13 protein-coding genes are annotated in these 17,109 nt (G+C 66.0%); 4 read left to right on the plus strand and 9 right to left on the minus strand.

Annotation, left to right across the window (positions count from 1 at the left end; genetic code table 11):
• Positions 1-8: 8 nt before the first annotated feature.
• The 4 genes from KUV26_RS03210 to lpdA all read right to left on the minus strand — a co-directional run bounded on the left by KUV26_RS03210 (position 9) and on the right by lpdA (position 6,963).
• A complete protein-coding gene (locus KUV26_RS03210) occupies positions 9-911 on the minus strand; it encodes a GGDEF domain-containing protein (RefSeq protein ID WP_222507280.1) in 903 nt (300 codons plus the stop codon).
• 236 nt (positions 912-1,147) lie between these two features.
• Positions 1,148-4,006, minus strand: coding sequence for an excinuclease ABC subunit UvrA (uvrA, locus tag KUV26_RS03215; protein ID WP_222503137.1), 2,859 nt, complete (start codon positions 4,004-4,006; stop codon positions 1,148-1,150).
• Positions 4,007-4,223: 217 nt separating this feature from the next.
• Positions 4,224-5,396: an MFS transporter gene (locus KUV26_RS03220; RefSeq protein WP_222503136.1), complete on the minus strand. Its 1,173-nt coding sequence runs from the start codon at positions 5,394-5,396 to the stop codon at positions 4,224-4,226.
• Positions 5,397-5,568: 172 nt separating this feature from the next.
• A complete protein-coding gene (lpdA, locus tag KUV26_RS03225; RefSeq protein ID WP_222503135.1) occupies positions 5,569-6,963 on the minus strand; it encodes a dihydrolipoyl dehydrogenase in 1,395 nt (464 codons plus the stop codon).
• Positions 6,964-7,157: 194 nt separating this feature from the next.
• Between lpdA and KUV26_RS03230 the strand changes: the two genes are divergently transcribed.
• Positions 7,158-7,577 carry a hypothetical protein gene (locus KUV26_RS03230; RefSeq protein WP_222507281.1) on the plus strand — a complete coding sequence of 140 codons (420 nt, stop codon included), beginning with the start codon at positions 7,158-7,160 and terminating at the stop codon, positions 7,575-7,577.
• Between the two features lie 7 nt (positions 7,578-7,584).
• On the opposite strand, the gene KUV26_RS03235 is transcribed toward KUV26_RS03230, so the two are convergent.
• The 5 genes from KUV26_RS03235 to KUV26_RS03255 all read right to left on the minus strand — a co-directional run bounded on the left by KUV26_RS03235 (position 7,585) and on the right by KUV26_RS03255 (position 14,956).
• A complete protein-coding gene (locus tag KUV26_RS03235; RefSeq protein WP_222507282.1) occupies positions 7,585-8,040 on the minus strand; it encodes a GFA family protein in 456 nt (151 codons plus the stop codon).
• Positions 8,041-8,177: 137 nt separating this feature from the next.
• Positions 8,178-8,756 carry a DUF924 family protein gene (locus tag KUV26_RS03240; RefSeq protein ID WP_222503132.1) on the minus strand — a complete coding sequence of 193 codons (579 nt, stop codon included), beginning with the start codon at positions 8,754-8,756 and terminating at the stop codon, positions 8,178-8,180.
• Positions 8,757-8,894: 138 nt separating this feature from the next.
• On the minus strand, positions 8,895-10,169 hold the full coding sequence (locus tag KUV26_RS03245) for an MFS transporter (protein ID WP_222503209.1): 1,275 nt from the start codon (positions 10,167-10,169) through the stop codon (positions 8,895-8,897).
• A 170-nt stretch (positions 10,170-10,339) separates the two neighbouring features.
• Positions 10,340-11,422, minus strand: a complete 1,083-nt coding sequence (gene queA, locus KUV26_RS03250) for a tRNA preQ1(34) S-adenosylmethionine ribosyltransferase-isomerase QueA (protein WP_222507283.1) — start codon at positions 11,420-11,422, stop codon at positions 10,340-10,342.
• A 60-nt stretch (positions 11,423-11,482) separates the two neighbouring features.
• Complete coding sequence (locus KUV26_RS03255) at positions 11,483-14,956, minus strand: DUF3971 domain-containing protein (RefSeq protein ID WP_222507284.1); 3,474 nt, start codon at positions 14,954-14,956, stop codon at positions 11,483-11,485.
• 50 nt (positions 14,957-15,006) lie between these two features.
• On the opposite strand from KUV26_RS03255, the gene KUV26_RS03260 reads away from it, so the two are divergent.
• The 3 genes from KUV26_RS03260 (at position 15,007) to KUV26_RS03270 (ending at position 17,098) form a co-directional block, all read left to right on the plus strand.
• Positions 15,007-15,468: a peroxiredoxin gene (locus tag KUV26_RS03260; protein WP_222503129.1), complete on the plus strand. Its 462-nt coding sequence runs from the start codon at positions 15,007-15,009 to the stop codon at positions 15,466-15,468.
• A 191-nt stretch (positions 15,469-15,659) separates the two neighbouring features.
• On the plus strand, positions 15,660-16,502 hold the full coding sequence (locus KUV26_RS03265; RefSeq protein ID WP_222507285.1) for a ferritin-like domain-containing protein: 843 nt from the start codon (positions 15,660-15,662) through the stop codon (positions 16,500-16,502).
• 86 nt (positions 16,503-16,588) lie between these two features.
• Positions 16,589-17,098 carry a hypothetical protein gene (locus KUV26_RS03270; protein WP_222503127.1) on the plus strand — a complete coding sequence of 170 codons (510 nt, stop codon included), beginning with the start codon at positions 16,589-16,591 and terminating at the stop codon, positions 17,096-17,098.
• The last annotated feature ends 11 nt before the right edge of the window (positions 17,099-17,109 follow it).

Here is a 17,109-nt window from a genome sequence, read left to right on the forward strand (position 1 = left end):
CAGATTTGCTAGCGCCCGTGCACCGGCTGCGCAGCCGCTTGCGGGGCGCCGCAGCGCGGCAGGCGGACCCCTTCCGGGAACCGGGCATAGAACTGCCGCTTGTCTTCATACATCCGGGCATCGGCGGCGGCCATCAGCTGCGCCAGCGTGCCGCCATCCGCGCCCGGCACCGCCGAACCCGCGCTGATGCTGCACGGCAGCTGGACGCCCTGCCACGGCACCGGCCGGCCCAGCAGCCACCGCAGCACCGCCCCGAACTGCTGCAAATGCGTCTTCAGCAGCAGCACGAACTCATCGCCGCCCAGCCGTGCCGCGATGCCGTGTTTGCGCACCGCCGCCGCCAGCCGCTGCCCGGCCTGCGCGATCACCGTGTCGCCGGCCGCATGGCCCCAGCGGTCGTTGACCTCCTTCAGACCGTTGACATCCACCACCGTCAATGCGCCGCTGCAGCCCTCCCGCCGCCAGCGTCTGAACAGCGCTTCCGCCTCGCGGTCAAACCAGTGCCGGTTGGGCAGCCCCGTCAGCGGATCGCGCAGGGCGAGGTTCAGCATGTCCTGCTCCTGCGCCTTGCGCAGGGAGATGTCTTCCACCACCGACAGGAAGTGCAGCGGCGCGCCGCTGCTGCCGCGCACCAGCGACACCCTCAGCTGGGTCCAGAACGGCTCATCCGCTCCGTCAAAGAAGCGCTTTTCCATGCTGTAGCTGTCCGCATCGCCGCGCAGCAGACGCTCGACATTCTCCATATCGGGATCCAGATCGCGCAGATCGGTAATATCCTGAAACCTAAGCCGCTCCAGCGCGCCGGCGCTGCGCCGAAGTTCCGCTGCAAGCTGGTTGTTCACCTTCAGAAACCGCCCGTCGAGGCCAACTATACCGACACCAACCGGTGCATGATCAAGAACACTGTCCACGGATGCCAGACCTTAAGCGGCTTACTCTATAACATGATTGCAAAGACTACCTGCAACTTCAGGAAAATCAATAATCACAACCAGTGATTGCTTTTCGCAAGTCCGCTTCTCCAAGAAAATGAATACAACTTCCAGCCTTTATTGGCAGGAAGGCAGAACTGCAAAACCAGCGTCAATTCGAAAACCCGAACGATCGCAGTGCCGCGGCAGGCAACATGCAGCCGGCTGCAGCGGCCCTATTCCGCTGCCACCTTCCGGGCTGCCAGGATATCCTTCAGATAGCGCCCGGTATGGCTGCGCGGCTCATCCGCCACCGCTTCGGGCGTTCCCGCGGCGACAATCTCGCCGCCGCCGTCGCCGCCCTCGGGGCCGATATCGATAATCCAGTCGGCGGTCTTGATCACATCGAGGTTGTGCTCGATCACCACCACCGAATTGCCCTGCTCCACCAGTTCGTGCAGCACTTCCAGAAGCTTCTTCACATCTTCGAAATGCAGGCCGGTGGTCGGCTCGTCCAGAATATACAGCGTCCGGCCGGTCGAGCGTTTCGACAGCTCCTTCGACAGCTTCACCCGCTGCGCTTCGCCGCCCGACAGTGTCGTCGCCTGCTGGCCGACCTTGATGTAGCCCAGGCCGACCCGCATCAGAGCATCCATCTTGTCGCGGATCGCGGGCACCGCCTGGAAAAACTCCTGCGCGTCCTCTACCGTCATATCCAGCACATCGGCAATGCTCTTGCCCTTGAACTTGATCTCCAGCGTCTCGCGGTTATAGCGCGCGCCCTTGCAGGTCTCGCAGGTCACATAGACGTCGGGCAAAAAGTGCATCTCGATCTTGATGACGCCGTCGCCCTGGCAGGCCTCGCAGCGGCCGCCCTTGACGTTGAAGGAAAACCGCCCCGGCTTGTAGCCGCGCGCCTTGGCCTCCGGCAGGCCGGCGAACCAGTCACGGATCGGGGTGAAGGCGCCGGTATAGGTGGCCGGGTTCGACCGCGGCGTGCGGCCGATCGGGCGCTGGTCGATGTCGATCACCTTGTCCAGATGCTCCAGCCCCTTGATGCTCTCGCAGGGCGCCGGCGTCTGGCGCGCGCCATTGAGCCGCATCGAGGCGGTCTTGAACAGCGTCTCGATGGTCAGCGTCGACTTGCCGCCCCCCGATACGCCGGTGACGCAGACGAACTTGCCCAGCGGGAATTCCGCCGTCACCTCTTTCAGGTTGTTGCCGGTGGCCTTCACCACCTTGATCTTCTTCTTGTTGCCCTTGCGCCGCTTGCCCGGCACCGCGATCTCGCGCGTGCCCGCCAGATACTGGCCGGTGATCGAGTTGGTGTCGGAGGCAATAGCCTGCGGCGTGCCGTGACTCACCACTTCACCGCCATGCACACCGGCACCGGGACCGATGTCGAAGACATAATCCGCCTGGCGGATCATGTCCTCGTCATGCTCCACCACGATCACCGTGTTGCCCTGGTCGCGCAGGTTCTTCAGCGTTCCGATCAGCCGGTCATTGTCGCGCTGGTGCAACCCGATGGAGGGTTCGTCCAGCACATACAGAACGCCCGTCAGGCCGGAGCCGATCTGGCTCGCCAGACGGATCCGCTGGCTTTCGCCGCCGGACAGGGTGCCGCTTGAACGGGACAGCGTAAGGTACTCGAGACCCACATTATTCAGGAAACCCAGCCGCTCGCGGATCTCCTTCACGATGGCGCGGGCAATCTCCTGCTTCTGCTGGCTCAAGTGGTTCGGCACATCCTCGATCCAGGCCAGCGCCTCGCGGATCGACAACTGCACCACCTGGCCGACATGCACGCCGGCGATCTTCACCGCCAGCGCCTCATCGCGCAGCCGGTAGCCCTCGCAATGGTGGCACGGGCGGTTGTTCTGGTAGCGCTCGAACTCCTCGCGGATCCAGTTGGAATCGGTCTCGCGGTAGCGCCGCTCCATGTTCGGAATGACGCCCTCGAATGTGCGTTCCACCTGATAGACCCGCCCGCCCTCGTCATAGCGGAACAGTATCTCCTCCTCGCCGGAGCCATAGAGGAACACCTGCTGCACATGCGCGGGCAGGTCTTTCCAGACTGTGTTCTTGTCGAACTCGTAGTGCCGCGCGATGGCCTCGATCGTCTGCAGGAAATAGGGCGACTTGCCCTTGCGCCAGGGCGCCAGCGCCCCGTCATAGACCTTCAGGCTCTGGTCCGGCACCACCAGGCGTTCGTCAAAGAACAGCTCGACGCCCAGCCCGTCGCATTCCGGGCACGCCCCGAATGGCGCGTTGAAGGAAAACAGCCGCGGCTCGATCTCCGGGATGGTGAAGCCGCTGACCGGGCAGGCAAAATTTTCGCTGAAGGTAATCCGTTCCGGATCGCCCTCGCGCGGGGCGGTCTCCAGAATTGCGATGCCGTCGGCCAGGTCCAGCGCGGTGCGAAGCGAGTCCGCCAGCCGCGTCTCCATGCCTTCGCGCACCACCAGACGGTCGACCACCACGTCGATGTCATGGCGGAACTTCTTGTCCAGCACTGGAGGTTCATCCAGTTCATAGAACTCCCCGTCCACCTTCACCCGCTGAAAGCCCTGCTTGCGCAGCTCCAGGAATTCCTTCTTGTACTCGCCCTTGCGGTCGCGGACGATCGGCGCCAGCAGATAGCCGCGGGTGCCTTCCTCCATCTCCATGATCCGGTCGACCATGTCCTGCACCTGCTGCGCCTCGATCGGCAGCCCGGTGGCAGGGCTGTAGGGCGTGCCCGCGCGGGCAAACAGAAGGCGCAGATAATCATAGATTTCTGTCACCGTGCCCACGGTCGAGCGCGGGTTCTTCGACGTGGTCTTCTGCTCGATCGAAATCGCCGGGCTAAGGCCGCTGATGTGGTCCACATCCGGCTTTTCCATCATGTCGAGGAACTGGCGGGCATAGGCGCTGAGTGATTCCACATAGCGGCGCTGGCCCTCGGCGTAGATGGTGTCGAACGCCAGGGAGGATTTGCCCGAGCCCGAGAGGCCGGTGATCACCACCAGCTCATCGCGCGGAATATCCACGTCGATGCTCTTCAGATTGTGCTCGCGCGCGCCGCGCACTTCGATGGATTTCAGCTCAGCCATAACGCCCCCGTACCCGCGCCGCCGAACCCTTGGCGGACGCCCGCCCTACAGATAGGGAATGCTGTGGAAAACGCCAAGCCCCAAAAAAGAACATTGCGCGAACGGGAAGAAACTTGCTGAAAGCAGCTGGCAGCAGGCGGGAGATCCGGCAAGCGCGGGCGGTACCCCCCGGGCCTCCGGCCCGCCAGCCGCACTGATTGCGCCGTCCGACCCCGGCCTACCCCAGGGCCAGCCGGCGCCGCGCCGCCAGCAGCTGATGCACCAGGATGCCCGCCAGAAACAGCGCGCAGACCAGCAGCAGCATGCCGCCGTAGCCGCCAAGCCCCAGCACCGCCAGCAGCAGCGGCGTGCCGATCACATTGCCGGCGTTGCCGGCCTGCGACATGGCGCCGTTGGCCTCGGCCTGATCCGCTGCGGTGCTGTTGAGCTGCGGAACCGAGGCGAAGCTGCCGCTCTGTACCAGCCCAAAAGATGCGGCCAGCGCAAAACAGGCCAGCCAGTCCCCCGGCACGGCCCACAGCCACAGGCCCGCCGCGGCACAAAGGGCATAACCCAGCTGGGTCAGCTGCACCGCGGGCAGGAGCCGCAGCAGCGCCACCCCGAGGATCATGGAGGACGCGATGGAAATCAGCGGGAACGCCCCCATCACAAAGGCCCGCTGCCCCTCGGGCAGATGCGGCGGCAGCACCGTCAGCAGCGCCACGAAGCATGTGGTGTAAAACAGCCAGCCGGCGGCCGGCGCCAGCTTGAAGGGCGAGCGGTAGATGGTCCGGTGCAGCGCCGGCAGCATGGACAGCCTAGGCAGCGGCTGGCGCGGCGGCACCGGCAGGCCCTGCATCGCCCGCTGCAGCAGCAGCGCCAGCGCCGCCATCAGTAGCGCATGGGCGGCAAACAGCGCCAGCAGCCCGTGCGCCGCCACCAGCGGCAGCCCCAGCCAGTTCAGCAGCGCAAAAGCAACACCGAAGAACGTGCTCCACAGCGTCAGCGCCGTGCCCCGCTGCCGGCTGCTGGCCAGCAAGGCCATCAGCGTCGGACCCGCCACAACGATGCCCAGGTGCGACAGCCCCTCGACCACGCGGGAAGCCAGAAACAAGCCGTAGGGCAGATGCAGCGCCTGCACCGCAGACATTGCCGCCCCGCTCCACAAGGCCCAGACCAGCGTGCGGCGGTATCCGAAGGCAGCCACGAACAGCCCGGCCGCCACCCCCAGCAGGATTCCCATCACGCCGGTCATGGAGACGCTCAGGCTCAAGGCCCCGCCCGCATCCGGATACAGCCCGCCAAGCTGGCCGAACACAACCGAAACCTTGCCGTATTGCGCCGCAGCCCCCAGCCCGGCGGCCCAGACAGCCAGGATCACGCCCCAGCGGGATTTTCCGGATGCCGTCATGGCCGCTGCCCTTTTTGCTCTTGCTCCGCCACTGGTTACCCCGGACCGGGTCCGGAGGCCAGAGCGGTGCGGAAGGCGGCAAGCCATCGGGCCGCTGGCAATCCCCGGCGCTGTTGCGCAAAAAAGGCGGCCCTCTCAGGCCGCCTTTCGGATTTTCTCTGCCGCGGGCAGCTTACATGTGGATCACACGCCCGTACGCGTCCAGCACGCTTTCATGCATCATCTCGGACAGGGTCGGATGCGGGAAGACGGTGTTCATCAGGTCTTCCTCGGTGGTCTCCAGCTGGCGGCCCACCACATAGCCCTGGATCATCTCGGTCACCTCCGCGCCGACCATATGCGCGCCCAGCAGTTCGCCGGTCTTGGCGTCAAAGATTGTTTTCACCATGCCCTCGGCCTCTCCCAGCGCGATCGCCTTGCCGTTGCCGATGAAGGGGAAGCGGCCGACCTTGATGTCATAGCCCAGCTCTTTCGCCTTCGCCTCGGTATAGCCGACGGAGGCCACCTGCGGCTGGCAGTAGGTGCAGCCTGCGATGCTTTCGGGCTTCACCGGATGCGCATGCTTGCCCGCGATCAGCTCAGCCACCATCACGCCCTCGTGGCTTGCCTTATGGGCCAGCCATGGCGCGCCGGCGATGTCGCCGATGGCATAAAGGCCATCCACACCGGTGCGGCAGTATGCATCGGTCACCACATGGGTGCGGTCGATCTTGACGCCCAGTTCTTCCAGCCCCAGCCCCTCGACATTGCCGACGATGCCCACGGCGGAGATCACGGTGTCGAATTCCTGCTTTTCCACCTTGCCGCCGGTCTCGATATGGGCGGTCACCTTGCCCTTGCCGCGGTCCAGCTGCTTGACCATGGCTTTCTCCATGATCTTCATGCCCTGTTTGACAAAAGCCTTCTTGGCAAAGGCGGAAATTTCCGCGTCTTCCACCGGCAGCACCCGGTCCATCACCTCGACCACCGTGGTGTCGGCGCCCAGGGTGTTGTAGAAGCTGGCAAATTCGATGCCGATGGCGCCGGAGCCGATGACCAGCAGCTTCTTCGGCATCCGTACCGGGTCCAGCGCGTGCTTGTAGGTCCAGACCAGATCGCCGTCAGCCTCCAGCCCCGGCAGTTCCCGCGCCCGCGCGCCGGTGGCCAGCACGATGTTCTTGGCGGTCAGCTCCTGGCTGCCCTTGTCGGTCTTGACGCTGACCTTGCCCTTGGCGGGGATCGCGGCCTCGCCCATGACGACGTCGATCTTGTTCTTCTTCATCAGGTGGCCGATGCCGGAGGACAGCTGTTTCGCCACCCCGCGCGAGCGTTTGACCACCGCATTCAGGTCATAGCCGACATTCTCAGCCTTCAGGCCGAAATCCTTGGCCCGTTCCATCAGGTGGAACACCTCCGAGGAGCGCAGCAGCGCCTTGGTCGGGATGCAGCCCCAGTTCAGGCAGATGCCGCCCAGATGCTCGCGCTCGACCACGCAGGTCTTCAGGCCCAGCTGCGCGGCACGGATGGCGGCAACATAGCCCCCCGGCCCTGCGCCGATTACGATCACGTCATAAGATTGTGCGGCCATGGTGCTCCCTCGCCCTCGAACAGGTTTCAAAAACTAGTTTACCGTTAAACTAAATATCCCCGCGCTGCAATCACCCTCTGCTGCGGCATAGCGGCCATGCGCAATCCGGCAGGTTTCCGCTTGGCAGCGCAACGGGTTCCGGGCCAGCATAGGCCGGAAGCCAGCCGCAATCCACAGCCCCGGACGGACCGCGCATGACACGCCCCCTGATTGATCTCGCCAAGGCACTCCTGAACGCAACCCTGATCCTGCTGGCGCTCTGCCTGTTCCTGGGATGGAAGCTGATGGCCGCAACAGAGGGCGTCACTGCCAATGCCGCGGCCATCGCGGACCGTGTGACGCCGCTGCACAGCGCCGTCGCTTCGCTGCAGGAGGAGGTTGCCAGCTTGCGCCGGACGATAGAGGACGGCGCAGAAACTGCGCCCCCTGCCCGCCTGGCAGCGCTGGAGGACCGCCTGGCCCGGCTGCAAACCGGTCTTTCGGAAATACGCCGCCTGCCGCAGCAGGCCGCGGCTGAAGCCGCCCGCGCGGGGGCCGCCGAACTGGCGGCCCGGCTGATCAGCGCGACGCCCGGGGTGAAGCCGGACGGCAGCTGCGCCCCGACCGGCGGCTGATCAGGTCTCAGCCCTTTGCGGCATAGGCCTCCAGCAGGGCGCCGAATTCCTCCATTGCCGGAAACTGCTCAAAGCTGTGCTCGGCAGCCACCGCGGCATAAGGGTGCCTGGCCTCGGTCCACGTCTCGATGAACGGGCTGAACCAGCCGGTGTCCGCAAACATCGTCGGCCGCACGTTCACAAATGCCTCCACTCCGGTGATCCGGGTGAACATCCAGGTCAGGCATCCGGGACAGAAATAATGGGTCAGCTCCTCCCCTTTGGCGCCGCCCGGCACCGGGCTGCCCTCGGTGACGCGGAACGCCTCGGCGGGGAACATCGCGGTCAGCGAGAAGGCGCTGGCGCTCATTTTCTGGCAGCCGCGGCAGTGGCATGCGGCGGTCAGCACCGGTGGCCGGGCAGCCTCGATCCGGGTTGCGCCGCAGCGGCAGCTGCCGGTTAACGGAAAAGCTGAAACAGTCATTGGGGGCCTCAAATGCGTATCTGGATCAATGGACCGCATTCCTGGCGCACAGCCGCCTCCGGCACAAGGCCGCTCCGACGAAAAACGCCGCGCCCGTGTCCGGGGCGCGGCGTCCTGATTTCCTGGCGGCTGCGGCGTCAGCCGGCCGCTTGCATCTGCCGAACGGTTTCGCCGTAGCCGCCCGCCTGGACGTAGTCCAGTTCGGGGGTCGTGCTGGCGCGGTGCAGCGCCTCGTTTCGGTAGGGGAAGCGGCCGAACTGGCGGATCACTTCGCGGTGGGCGCGGGCATGCAGCAGGTTGCCGCCGCCGGTCTCGGGCATCCGCTCCATCATCAGCCGGATGCAGCGTTCCTGGTCGCACAGGTTTTCCGAATGCATCAGCGGCAGATAAAAGAACTGCCGGGCCGGCTCGTTGATCTTCAGATCCCAGTTCTTGTTGATCGCGATCTTCGCCGCCGACAGCGCAGCGCGGTCGGAGGCAAAGGCCCGGGCATCGCCGCGGAACATGTTGCGCGGGAACTGGTCCATCAGAATGATGTAAGCCAGCGTGCCGCTCGGATAGGTGAGCCAGAAGGAGAACCTGCCCTCGCAGGCGGCCTCCCAGGTTGCCTGAAACGTCTCGCGGATCTCCTGATCCAGCGCCTCATCCTGCAGATACCATCCCTTCTCCCCGACTTTGTCGAGCCAGAATGCTAGTATCTCTTCGGGACCTGCCATCGGTCGTAACTCCAAGTTTCTCCTGACCCTGATTTCAGGCCATTTTGCATACTCTTTACAAGTAACCTTGGGTCACAAATTACGTCAGACAAGCCCTCTGTGTGAAATAATCCTCACAATTCCGGCTGGTTAGCGCAATCAGCCTGTTTCTTGGGCGGTTTCCTGCTCTTCCAGTTCGGACTCGATGGCATATTCCTGTGCGAACTCCACCGCCACCGGCGACACCGCCGGCGACATCACCGCATAGCTGCCGGTTTCCTCCACCGGAACCGAGGCCCGCTGCGTCGCGCGGTAGGCGGCATAGGCAGCCATGGCAAACATCAGCGCCCCGATGAAGGTGAAGAAGCCAGCCGGGCCGAACACCGCGTCCTCCATCAGCCAGCCGGTGATCAGCGGCCCGGCAATGGCGCCCAGGCCGTTGATGAAGATCAGCCCGCCGGAGGCCGCCGCCATGTCGTCATGCTCCAGGTAGTCGTTGGTATAGGCGATCAGCAGCGAATACAGCGGGTTCGACAGGCCGCCGATGAAGAAGGCCGCAACCAGCAGCATCCTGAACTCCATGCCGAACAGGAAGCCGGTCACGGCGCCGGCACCGCCGGCCAGCGCCGCCACCAGGATCAGGAAGCGGCGGTCCATGCGGTCCGACAGCCAGCCCAGCGGGTACTGCAGGATCATCGCACCGATATAGAAGGTGGAAACAAACACCGACAGCTGCCACAGCGTCAGCCCGGCGGCGGAGCCGTACACCGCGCTCATGCCGAACTGCGCGGAAAACACGCCGCCCAGAAGGAACATGCCGACGCAGCCCAGCGGCGAGGTTTCGAACAGCTTGCGCAGCGTCATCGGCTTGGTGGTGTCAAAGGCCGGGGTCGGCGAGATCGACAGCAGAATCGGCCCGAAGGACACCGAAACCAGGATCGACGCGATGATGAAGGCCTCATAGCCCGCGGGGTCGCCGATCTGGATCATCATCTGCGCGGCGATGATGCCGATGGTCTGCACGATCATGTAGAGCGACAGCGCCTTGCCGCGGTTGGTGTTGTCGGCGGCATTGTTCAGCCAGCTTTCGGCGGTGACATACACGCCCGAGAAGCAGAAGCCGATGATGATCCGCCCCAGCGCCCAGGCCACGGTATTGGGCAGCAACGGATACAGGATCATCACGGCAGAGATGAAGGAGGCCAGCGCTGCGAACACCCGCACGTGGCCGACCCGGCGGATCATTTCCGGCGCCAGCCGGGAACCGCCAAGGAAGCCCACGAAATAGGCCGCCATCACAATCGACATCTGGAAGGTGGAGAAACCCTCTAGCTCGCCGCGCACACCCAGCATGGTGCCCTGCAGGCCGTTGCCCACCATCAGCAAGCAAACCCCCAGCAGCAGCGCCCATGCGCTCGACAGCACCTGCAGCATTCTCATGCCTCCTTCGAAAGCAAAGCAGCCCTCCACAGGGGACGGGCTGCCAACACATTTGATTGTTATGTCCGGGCGATCAAGCCCGCGGGCCCGGTATCGCCGATTCCGTTTTCAGTTTCGTGAACCCGGCTTGCGCAGTCAGGGTCCGCAGCTGCGCCGCTTGTCTATCATTTTCCGCCGCATTTCTGAGATGTATTCGCCTCAGCCGGGATCAAAAGCGACGCATCGCCATAAGAGAAGAACCGGTAGCGGTTTTCAACCGCATGCGCATAGATGCGGCGGATCTCCTCCTGCCCCATCAAGGCGGAGACCAGCATCATCAGAGTCGATTTCGGCAGGTGGAAATTGGTCATCAGCGCGTCCGCCACCTGGAACACGAATCCCGGGTAGATAAAGATGTCGGTGTCGCCTTCCCAGGCGTGGATCTGCCCGTCCCTGGCGGCGCTCTCGATCAGCCGCAGCGCGGTGGTCCCGACGGGAATCACCCGCCCGCCTGCCGCTTTGGTGGCGGCGATCTGCGCCGCCGCCTCTTCGCTGACCTTGCCCCATTCCGCGTGCATCCGGTGGGTGGTCACATCCTCCACCTTGACCGGCAGGAAGGTGCCCGCGCCCACGTGCAGGGTGACATAGGAAATCTCCACCCCGCGGTTCTGCAGCGCGGCCAGCAGCGGCGCGTCGAAATGCAGCGACGCCGTCGGGGCCGCAACCGCGCCGGAATTCCTCGCCCAGACGGTCTGGTAATCGGTCTTGTCGCGCTCATCCGCCGCCCGCTTGGCGGCGATATAGGGCGGCAGCGGCATCGCGCCGGCCTCTGCCAGCGCGGCGTCGAAATCCGTGCCGCTCAGGTTGAAGCGCAGCTGCCCCTGGCCGTCCTCGACCGCCTCCAGCCGGGCGCTCAGATCCCCGGAGAAGACAATCTCCTCGCCGGTCCTGATTTTCTTCAGCGGTTTCAGCAGCGCCGCCCAGGTCCCGTCGGCGCGCGGCTCCAGCAGCGTCGCCTCGATCCTGGCCGCCACGGGGCCTTGCGCGCTGTCGCGGTGGCGCTGCCCGCTGAGCCGCGCCGGGATCACCTTCGTGTCGTTCAGCACCAGCCGGTCGCCGGGCTGCAGCCAATGCACCAGGTCGGTCACCCGGCCGTCATGCAGGGCGTTGCCATCGGCCACCAGCAGCCGCGCTGAGCTGCGCGGATTGGCGGGCCGGGTGGCAATCAGATCGTCGGGCAGGTCAAAGTCGAAATCGCTGAGTTTCATGGCGCGCGCTATAGGATGTGCTGAAGGGAAAATCTATGGCGATTTTTGCCGGCAGCCAGTTTACTTGTTGGCGCCCCGCGGGGTCCGGACCTGCTCTTCGCCCTCCTCCAGCTCCTGGCCGTCGGCGCTGAAAGCCCGGTTGTCACCGGGCACCTTCGGCGCCGGCCCGCGGAAGATTTCGCGCAGGAACCCGGGCGCCAGCCCGGCCAGCGGATTGACGGCAACCGAGGGATCGCCGGCGGTGCCGCGCAGGGTGAATGTGAAGCCGAACAGCCCCTCGCCGTCCCGCGGCGACAGCACCCGCCCGATGGCATTCAGCAGGTACACCGGCGAGATCACCCCGCGCATGTTCAGGCGGTTGCTGGTCAGGTCATAGTTCCCGTCCAGCGACAGCCCCATTGACGGGCCCACCGCGCTGCTCTGGTGCAGGATGAGATGCGAGTTCCCCAGCCGGAACCGCCCGTCCATGCTGGTGAACAGGATGCCCTGGCCCGTCATCTCGTCCAGCAGCCCGACCAGGCTGATCGCGTTCAGGATCGCCGCCATCGAAGGCGCGTTTTTCACCCGGATGTTGCGCACGTTGACCTTGCCGTCGTATTCGCCCGGGGTGCCGGCCGGAACCAGGGTCATGTCGAAACTGCCGCCGCGCCCGTGCTCGAACACCCCGGCCGAACGGAACACGCCGCCGGCGTCGTTGGACCGGATGCGCGAGGCGGTGCCGCCGTTCTGCGGCACCACCGTTCCGGCCACCGGCGTCTGGCCGTTCAACCGGGCCGTGAATTCCCCGTTCATGCCGCCGCGGGTGGAGAACCGCCCCCGGAAATCCTGCAGCCCGATGCTTTCGGTCACTTGCAGGTTCTGCAGGCGCAGGGAGATCGGAACATCACCGCCGCCGCCTCGACTGCCGCCTGCGCCGCTTGCGCTGTCCGAGAACGGCGACCGGTTCAGATCCAGCCGGCCGGAGGTCACCTCAATCGCCGGCGCCGCGCCGCCGCGGCCCTGGAACGTCACGGCGCCCTGAAACCAGTTTCCGGCCCGGGCAGAGGAAAACACCGCCTGATCCAGGCCGCCGCCCTTGCGCGTGCTCACCCGGCCCGTGGCCGACAAACCCGGCGCCTGCAGCTCCAGCCGGTCCACCGTGGCGCTCTCGCCCAGGGTTGCGGTCAGCGCCAGCTTGCCGGTTGCGCTTTCCGCCTTGCGCCAGCCGATCTCCGGGATCCTGAGTCCGGCGCCCTTCAAATCCGACTCCAGCTCCAGACGCGGCGGTTCCCCCGGTTTCAGGTCCACCGCATAGCGCCCCTGAGCGGCCCCGGAGACGGACCCGCGCGGCAGGCCGATGCTGAAGGCCTCCACCGCCGCCGCGGACAGTTCGATCCGGCCCTCGACGCGGCTGTCCGGCGCGGCGTCCTTGCCGATCTGCTGCTGCCAGCTGGCGCTCAGCGGCACGCCGGACAGGCTGCCATTGCCGCTGATCCGCACCTGCCCCTGGTCGCCTTCGACCTGCAGCAGCGGTGCTGCTGCGGAATGGCCCGGCACCAGCGCGGCGCTTTCCACTTCCCGCACTGTGCCGCGGTAGTGATAGCGGATCTGCTCCGCCGGAACTTCCTTCTGCAGGGGCAGCGCCAGGGTGCCTTCAGCCTCCACCTGCCCCTCGGCCAGATCCACCGGCAAACCGGCCTTGTCCATCACCCGCAAGGGCTCCCGGTTCAGCAGCGACAGCGCCGCTGTCACGGAGCCGCGCGCCTTGATCCTGGCAATGCCGGGGGTTCCGTCCTTGGCGGAAACATCCGGAATGATGAAGGAGGTTCCGGCAACCTCGACCTCGCCGCCCTGATCCGCGGTCACAGTGCCGCCGGATGCGGTCACGACAAAGCGCTGCCCGTACAGGCTCAGCTGCCCGGCGGCGCCGCGCACCGGCGGCATGAATTTCTGAAACAGCACCTCAGCGCCCTCGAACGCCAGGTCCAGGCTGACAAACGGCTTGCCGCTGCCGCGCCCGCGCATGTGGAACCCGACATCGCGCACCAGCCCGGCCCGCAGGTTGTCGCGCACCCACTCCCGCGGCTTCGGCGCCAGCACCGCAGGCCACAGCTCCTTGACCCGCGCCGCGCGCACCCGGTCAACGCTGCCGTTGAGATCATAGTCCCAGCCTTCGGGCCCTGCTCCGACGGTGCCGTCAAAATGTATGCGGCTGCTGCCGTCGCGCACCAGCATTTCGCCCAGGCGCAGCCGGAAGGGCCTCAGCCGCAGATCGAAATCGGCATCCAGCGCGGGGAACTTGACCGGGTTTTCGAACAGCCGCCGCGGGTTCAGCTCCAGATCGGAAAACCGCAGTTGCCCCACCAGACCGGTGAGCTGGCCGTTCTCGATGCCCGCGAGGCTGGCCTGCCCCTGCATCACCCCGGCCCCCCAGCCGGTCTCGACCCTGAGCTCGGAGAACTCCAGCAGCTCCCGCGCCGGATCATAGGAAAAATAGCTGCGCGCGCCCTGGATCGGCACCGGCCGGGTCTGCGCCGCCGGCTGGATCACGCCCTCGCCGATGCGCAGGCTGGCCTGCAGCGGCTGCAGCGCGCCGGCCGCGTCGATCCCGCCGCGCAGAGAGCCGGAAATCGGCGCCCGCAGCACCCCCAGCCAGCCAAGCGCCGGCGTCTGCAGCGCGATGTCCTCGCTGGCGATGTCCGACACCAGCACCCCGACATCCGCTTCCGGGCTGCCAATCTCGGAGGTGTAGCTGGCTTCGACCGTGCCGACCTCGCCGCGCCCGCTCAGAACCGAGAACACCGCCGACAGGGACACCGTGTCCCCGGCCCGCTGCAGGCCGATATTCCCGCCGTCCAGCGTCCAGCCGCGGCCCAGCCGGTCGTCGGTGTAGGACAGGGTCAGGGCGCTGGTTTCCACTTCCGTCAGCGCCGCCAGAACCGGCTTCTGCAGCTGGCTGTCCCATTGCTCGATCAGTTCGGCCAGATTCCCCGCCCGCCGGTACGGCAGGCCGCTGCTGGCAAAACTCAGCGCAAAGGAGCCGTCCTCATTGCGCCTGAGCGCCGCATAAAGACCGTTCAGGGAAATCCGCTTGGGCTGAATCCGGCCGCGCAGCAGCGGCCGCATCGCCAGGCTTGCCTGGGCGTCGGCCAGCTGCGCGAACACGCTGCCGTCGGGGTGGCGCAGAACCACGTCCTGCAGGCTCACCCGCGGCCGCCAGCCCTTGTTCACCACCACATGAATGGCGCCGAATTCGATCTGCAGCCCGTTCAGATGCCGTTCGATCCGGGTCTCCACCCGGCTGCGCACCCAGTCTGGCGCGTCCAGCCGGGTGCCGACCCCGAAATAAACCGCGCCCGCGCCCAGGAAGGACAGCAGCACCAGCACCCGGACCAGCCCGCGCAGCAGCCGCCACCGGCGCCGCAGCAGCCGGCGCGGGACGGCCTGCGCCTCCGCCTGCGCGCCCGGCGCCGGTCCGGGAACAGGCACCGCCTCTGCGGCGGCGCGGTTATTCTCGCCGGCGGGTTTGATCTCAGCTTTCCCTTTGCTGCTCATGGGTTATGTTCGCCGCGCAGTGAAATGCGCAAAAGACAGGAGACAGGCCAATGCTCGACGTTTCAGATCCCGCCCCTTCCTTTACCCTGCCCCGCGGCGGCGGCGGAGAGGTCACTTTGTCCAGCCTCAAGGGCGCGCCCGTGGTGCTGTTCTTCTATCCCCGCGATAATACCCCCGGCTGCACCAAAGAATCCATCGCCTTTTCAGAGGCTTTGCAGGCCTTCGCCGATGCCGGCGCTCACGTTTTCGGGATTTCCAGGGACAGCCTCAAGAAGCATGAGAATTTCACCGCGAAACACGGGCTGACTACGCCGCTTCTGTCGGACGCGGACAGCACCGTCTGCGAGGATTACGGAGTCTGGAAGGAAAAGAGCATGTACGGCAGGAAACATTGGGGCATTGAGCGCTCCACATTCCTGATCGATGCTGACGGCAGGATCGCCCGCGTCTGGCGCAAGGTGAAGGTCGACGGCCACGCCGAGGAAGTGCTGGAGGCGGTCCGCGCCCTCTGAGGCCGCCCTGCGGTCCTCCCGCTGGTTCCGCCCGCGCCCTGACGGGCGCAGGATTCCCTGTTGGCTCCGGCGTCGCCAGTGCGATCAGCCTGCTGATCGCCCGCAGGCGCGGGAGCATACCGGTTTCCGCTCTGGACTCCGCCGCTCAAATCAGATGAACCCGTCGTACCACGCCGCTTCAGGAGACCCGCATGACCGATCAGCCCCTTTCGCTTGCCGAACGCGCCGCCGAGGTGCTGACCACTGCCGACGGGCGCGCCAAGACCGCGCTGTCGCGCCGCCATGCCGCGGAATGGTTCGCCAGCCGCACGGGCGAGGCGCCGGAGATCGCCATCGGCACCGCCAGCCCGCCGATGCATCCCGCGCGGCCCGAAAAACCTGATCTGCTGAACCCGCGCGACGTGCCCAAGCGCAAACCGGGCTCGGAGGCAGGCCGCATCGCGCTCTTGCACGCGGTTGCCCATATCGAGCTCAACGCCGTCGACCTGCACTGGGATATCATTGCGCGGTTTTCCCATGTGCCGATGCCGCTCGGATTCTTCGACGACTGGGTCAAGGCCGCGGATGAGGAATCCAAGCATTTCAACCTGATGTGCGACTGTCTTGAAGCGCTCGGCAGCCATTACGGCGCCCTGCCGGCCCATGCCGGCATGTGGCGCGCCGCCGAGGACACGGCGGACGACCTGATGGGCCGCCTCGCCGTGGTGCCGATGGTGCTGGAGGCCCGCGGCCTCGACGTGACCCCCGGCATGATCGACGTCTTCCGCAAGGCGCAGCTGCCGCAGGCGGTTGCGGCGCTGGAGGTGATCTATGCCGAGGAAGTCAGCCATGTCGCCTATGGCTCCAAATGGTTCAACTTCCTGTGCGGCCGGGACAACCTGGACCCCAAGGAGGCGTTCCACGCGCTGGTGCGCAAGTATTTCCGCGGCGGTCTGAAGCCGCCCTTCAACGAGGAAAAGCGCGCCGATGCCGGCCTGCCGCCGGATTTCTACTGGCCGCTGGCGGATCAGGTGAAACCGCTGCCTGGCTGGTGAACCCGGCGGCCTTTCGTCCGGTGCCAGCCTTTACCTGACGGCCGCGGAGGCGTAGACTGACCGGACCCGGAACCCCGGCTGAACCCATGTTCGAAAACGACTTCCCACTGCTGAGCACCGCCAGCCTTGTCGCGCTGATCCTGCACAAGGCCGGCACCGGGCCGGTCACGCTGCACAGCTGCGAAGCCGCCCTTGCCGCCCTGTTCCGGCAGGCCAATGAGGTTCCCGGCCTGCCTCCGGAGGACCTGCGCGAGCGGCTCGCGGGCCATCTGGCGGACCTGGAGACCGCCGTTATTCTCGAACCGGTGCAGGGCGGCGGCTGGCAGCTGACGCCGCGCGGCCGCAGGGCGCTGCAGCAGCACCCCGAGGGCCTCGACCAGACCGATCTGGCCCGCTACCCGGAATTTGCCGCCCACCTGCGCGACACCGCTCACCAGCCCTGCGGCATGGACCCGCGCGGCGCGCATTTCGACGAGGGGTTCCGCGCCTGCATGAATGGCCAGCCGTTCACCGCCAACCCCTATGCGTTCGACAACGCCGACCATCAGGCCTGGGAACGCGGCTGGAGCGAGGCGCAGGAGGAGCGGCAGGGCTGACTGGCAGCCGC

It is taken from the genome of Leisingera daeponensis (genome assembly GCF_019801465.1).
Classification (GTDB): Bacteria; Pseudomonadota; Alphaproteobacteria; order Rhodobacterales; family Rhodobacteraceae; genus Leisingera; species Leisingera daeponensis_A.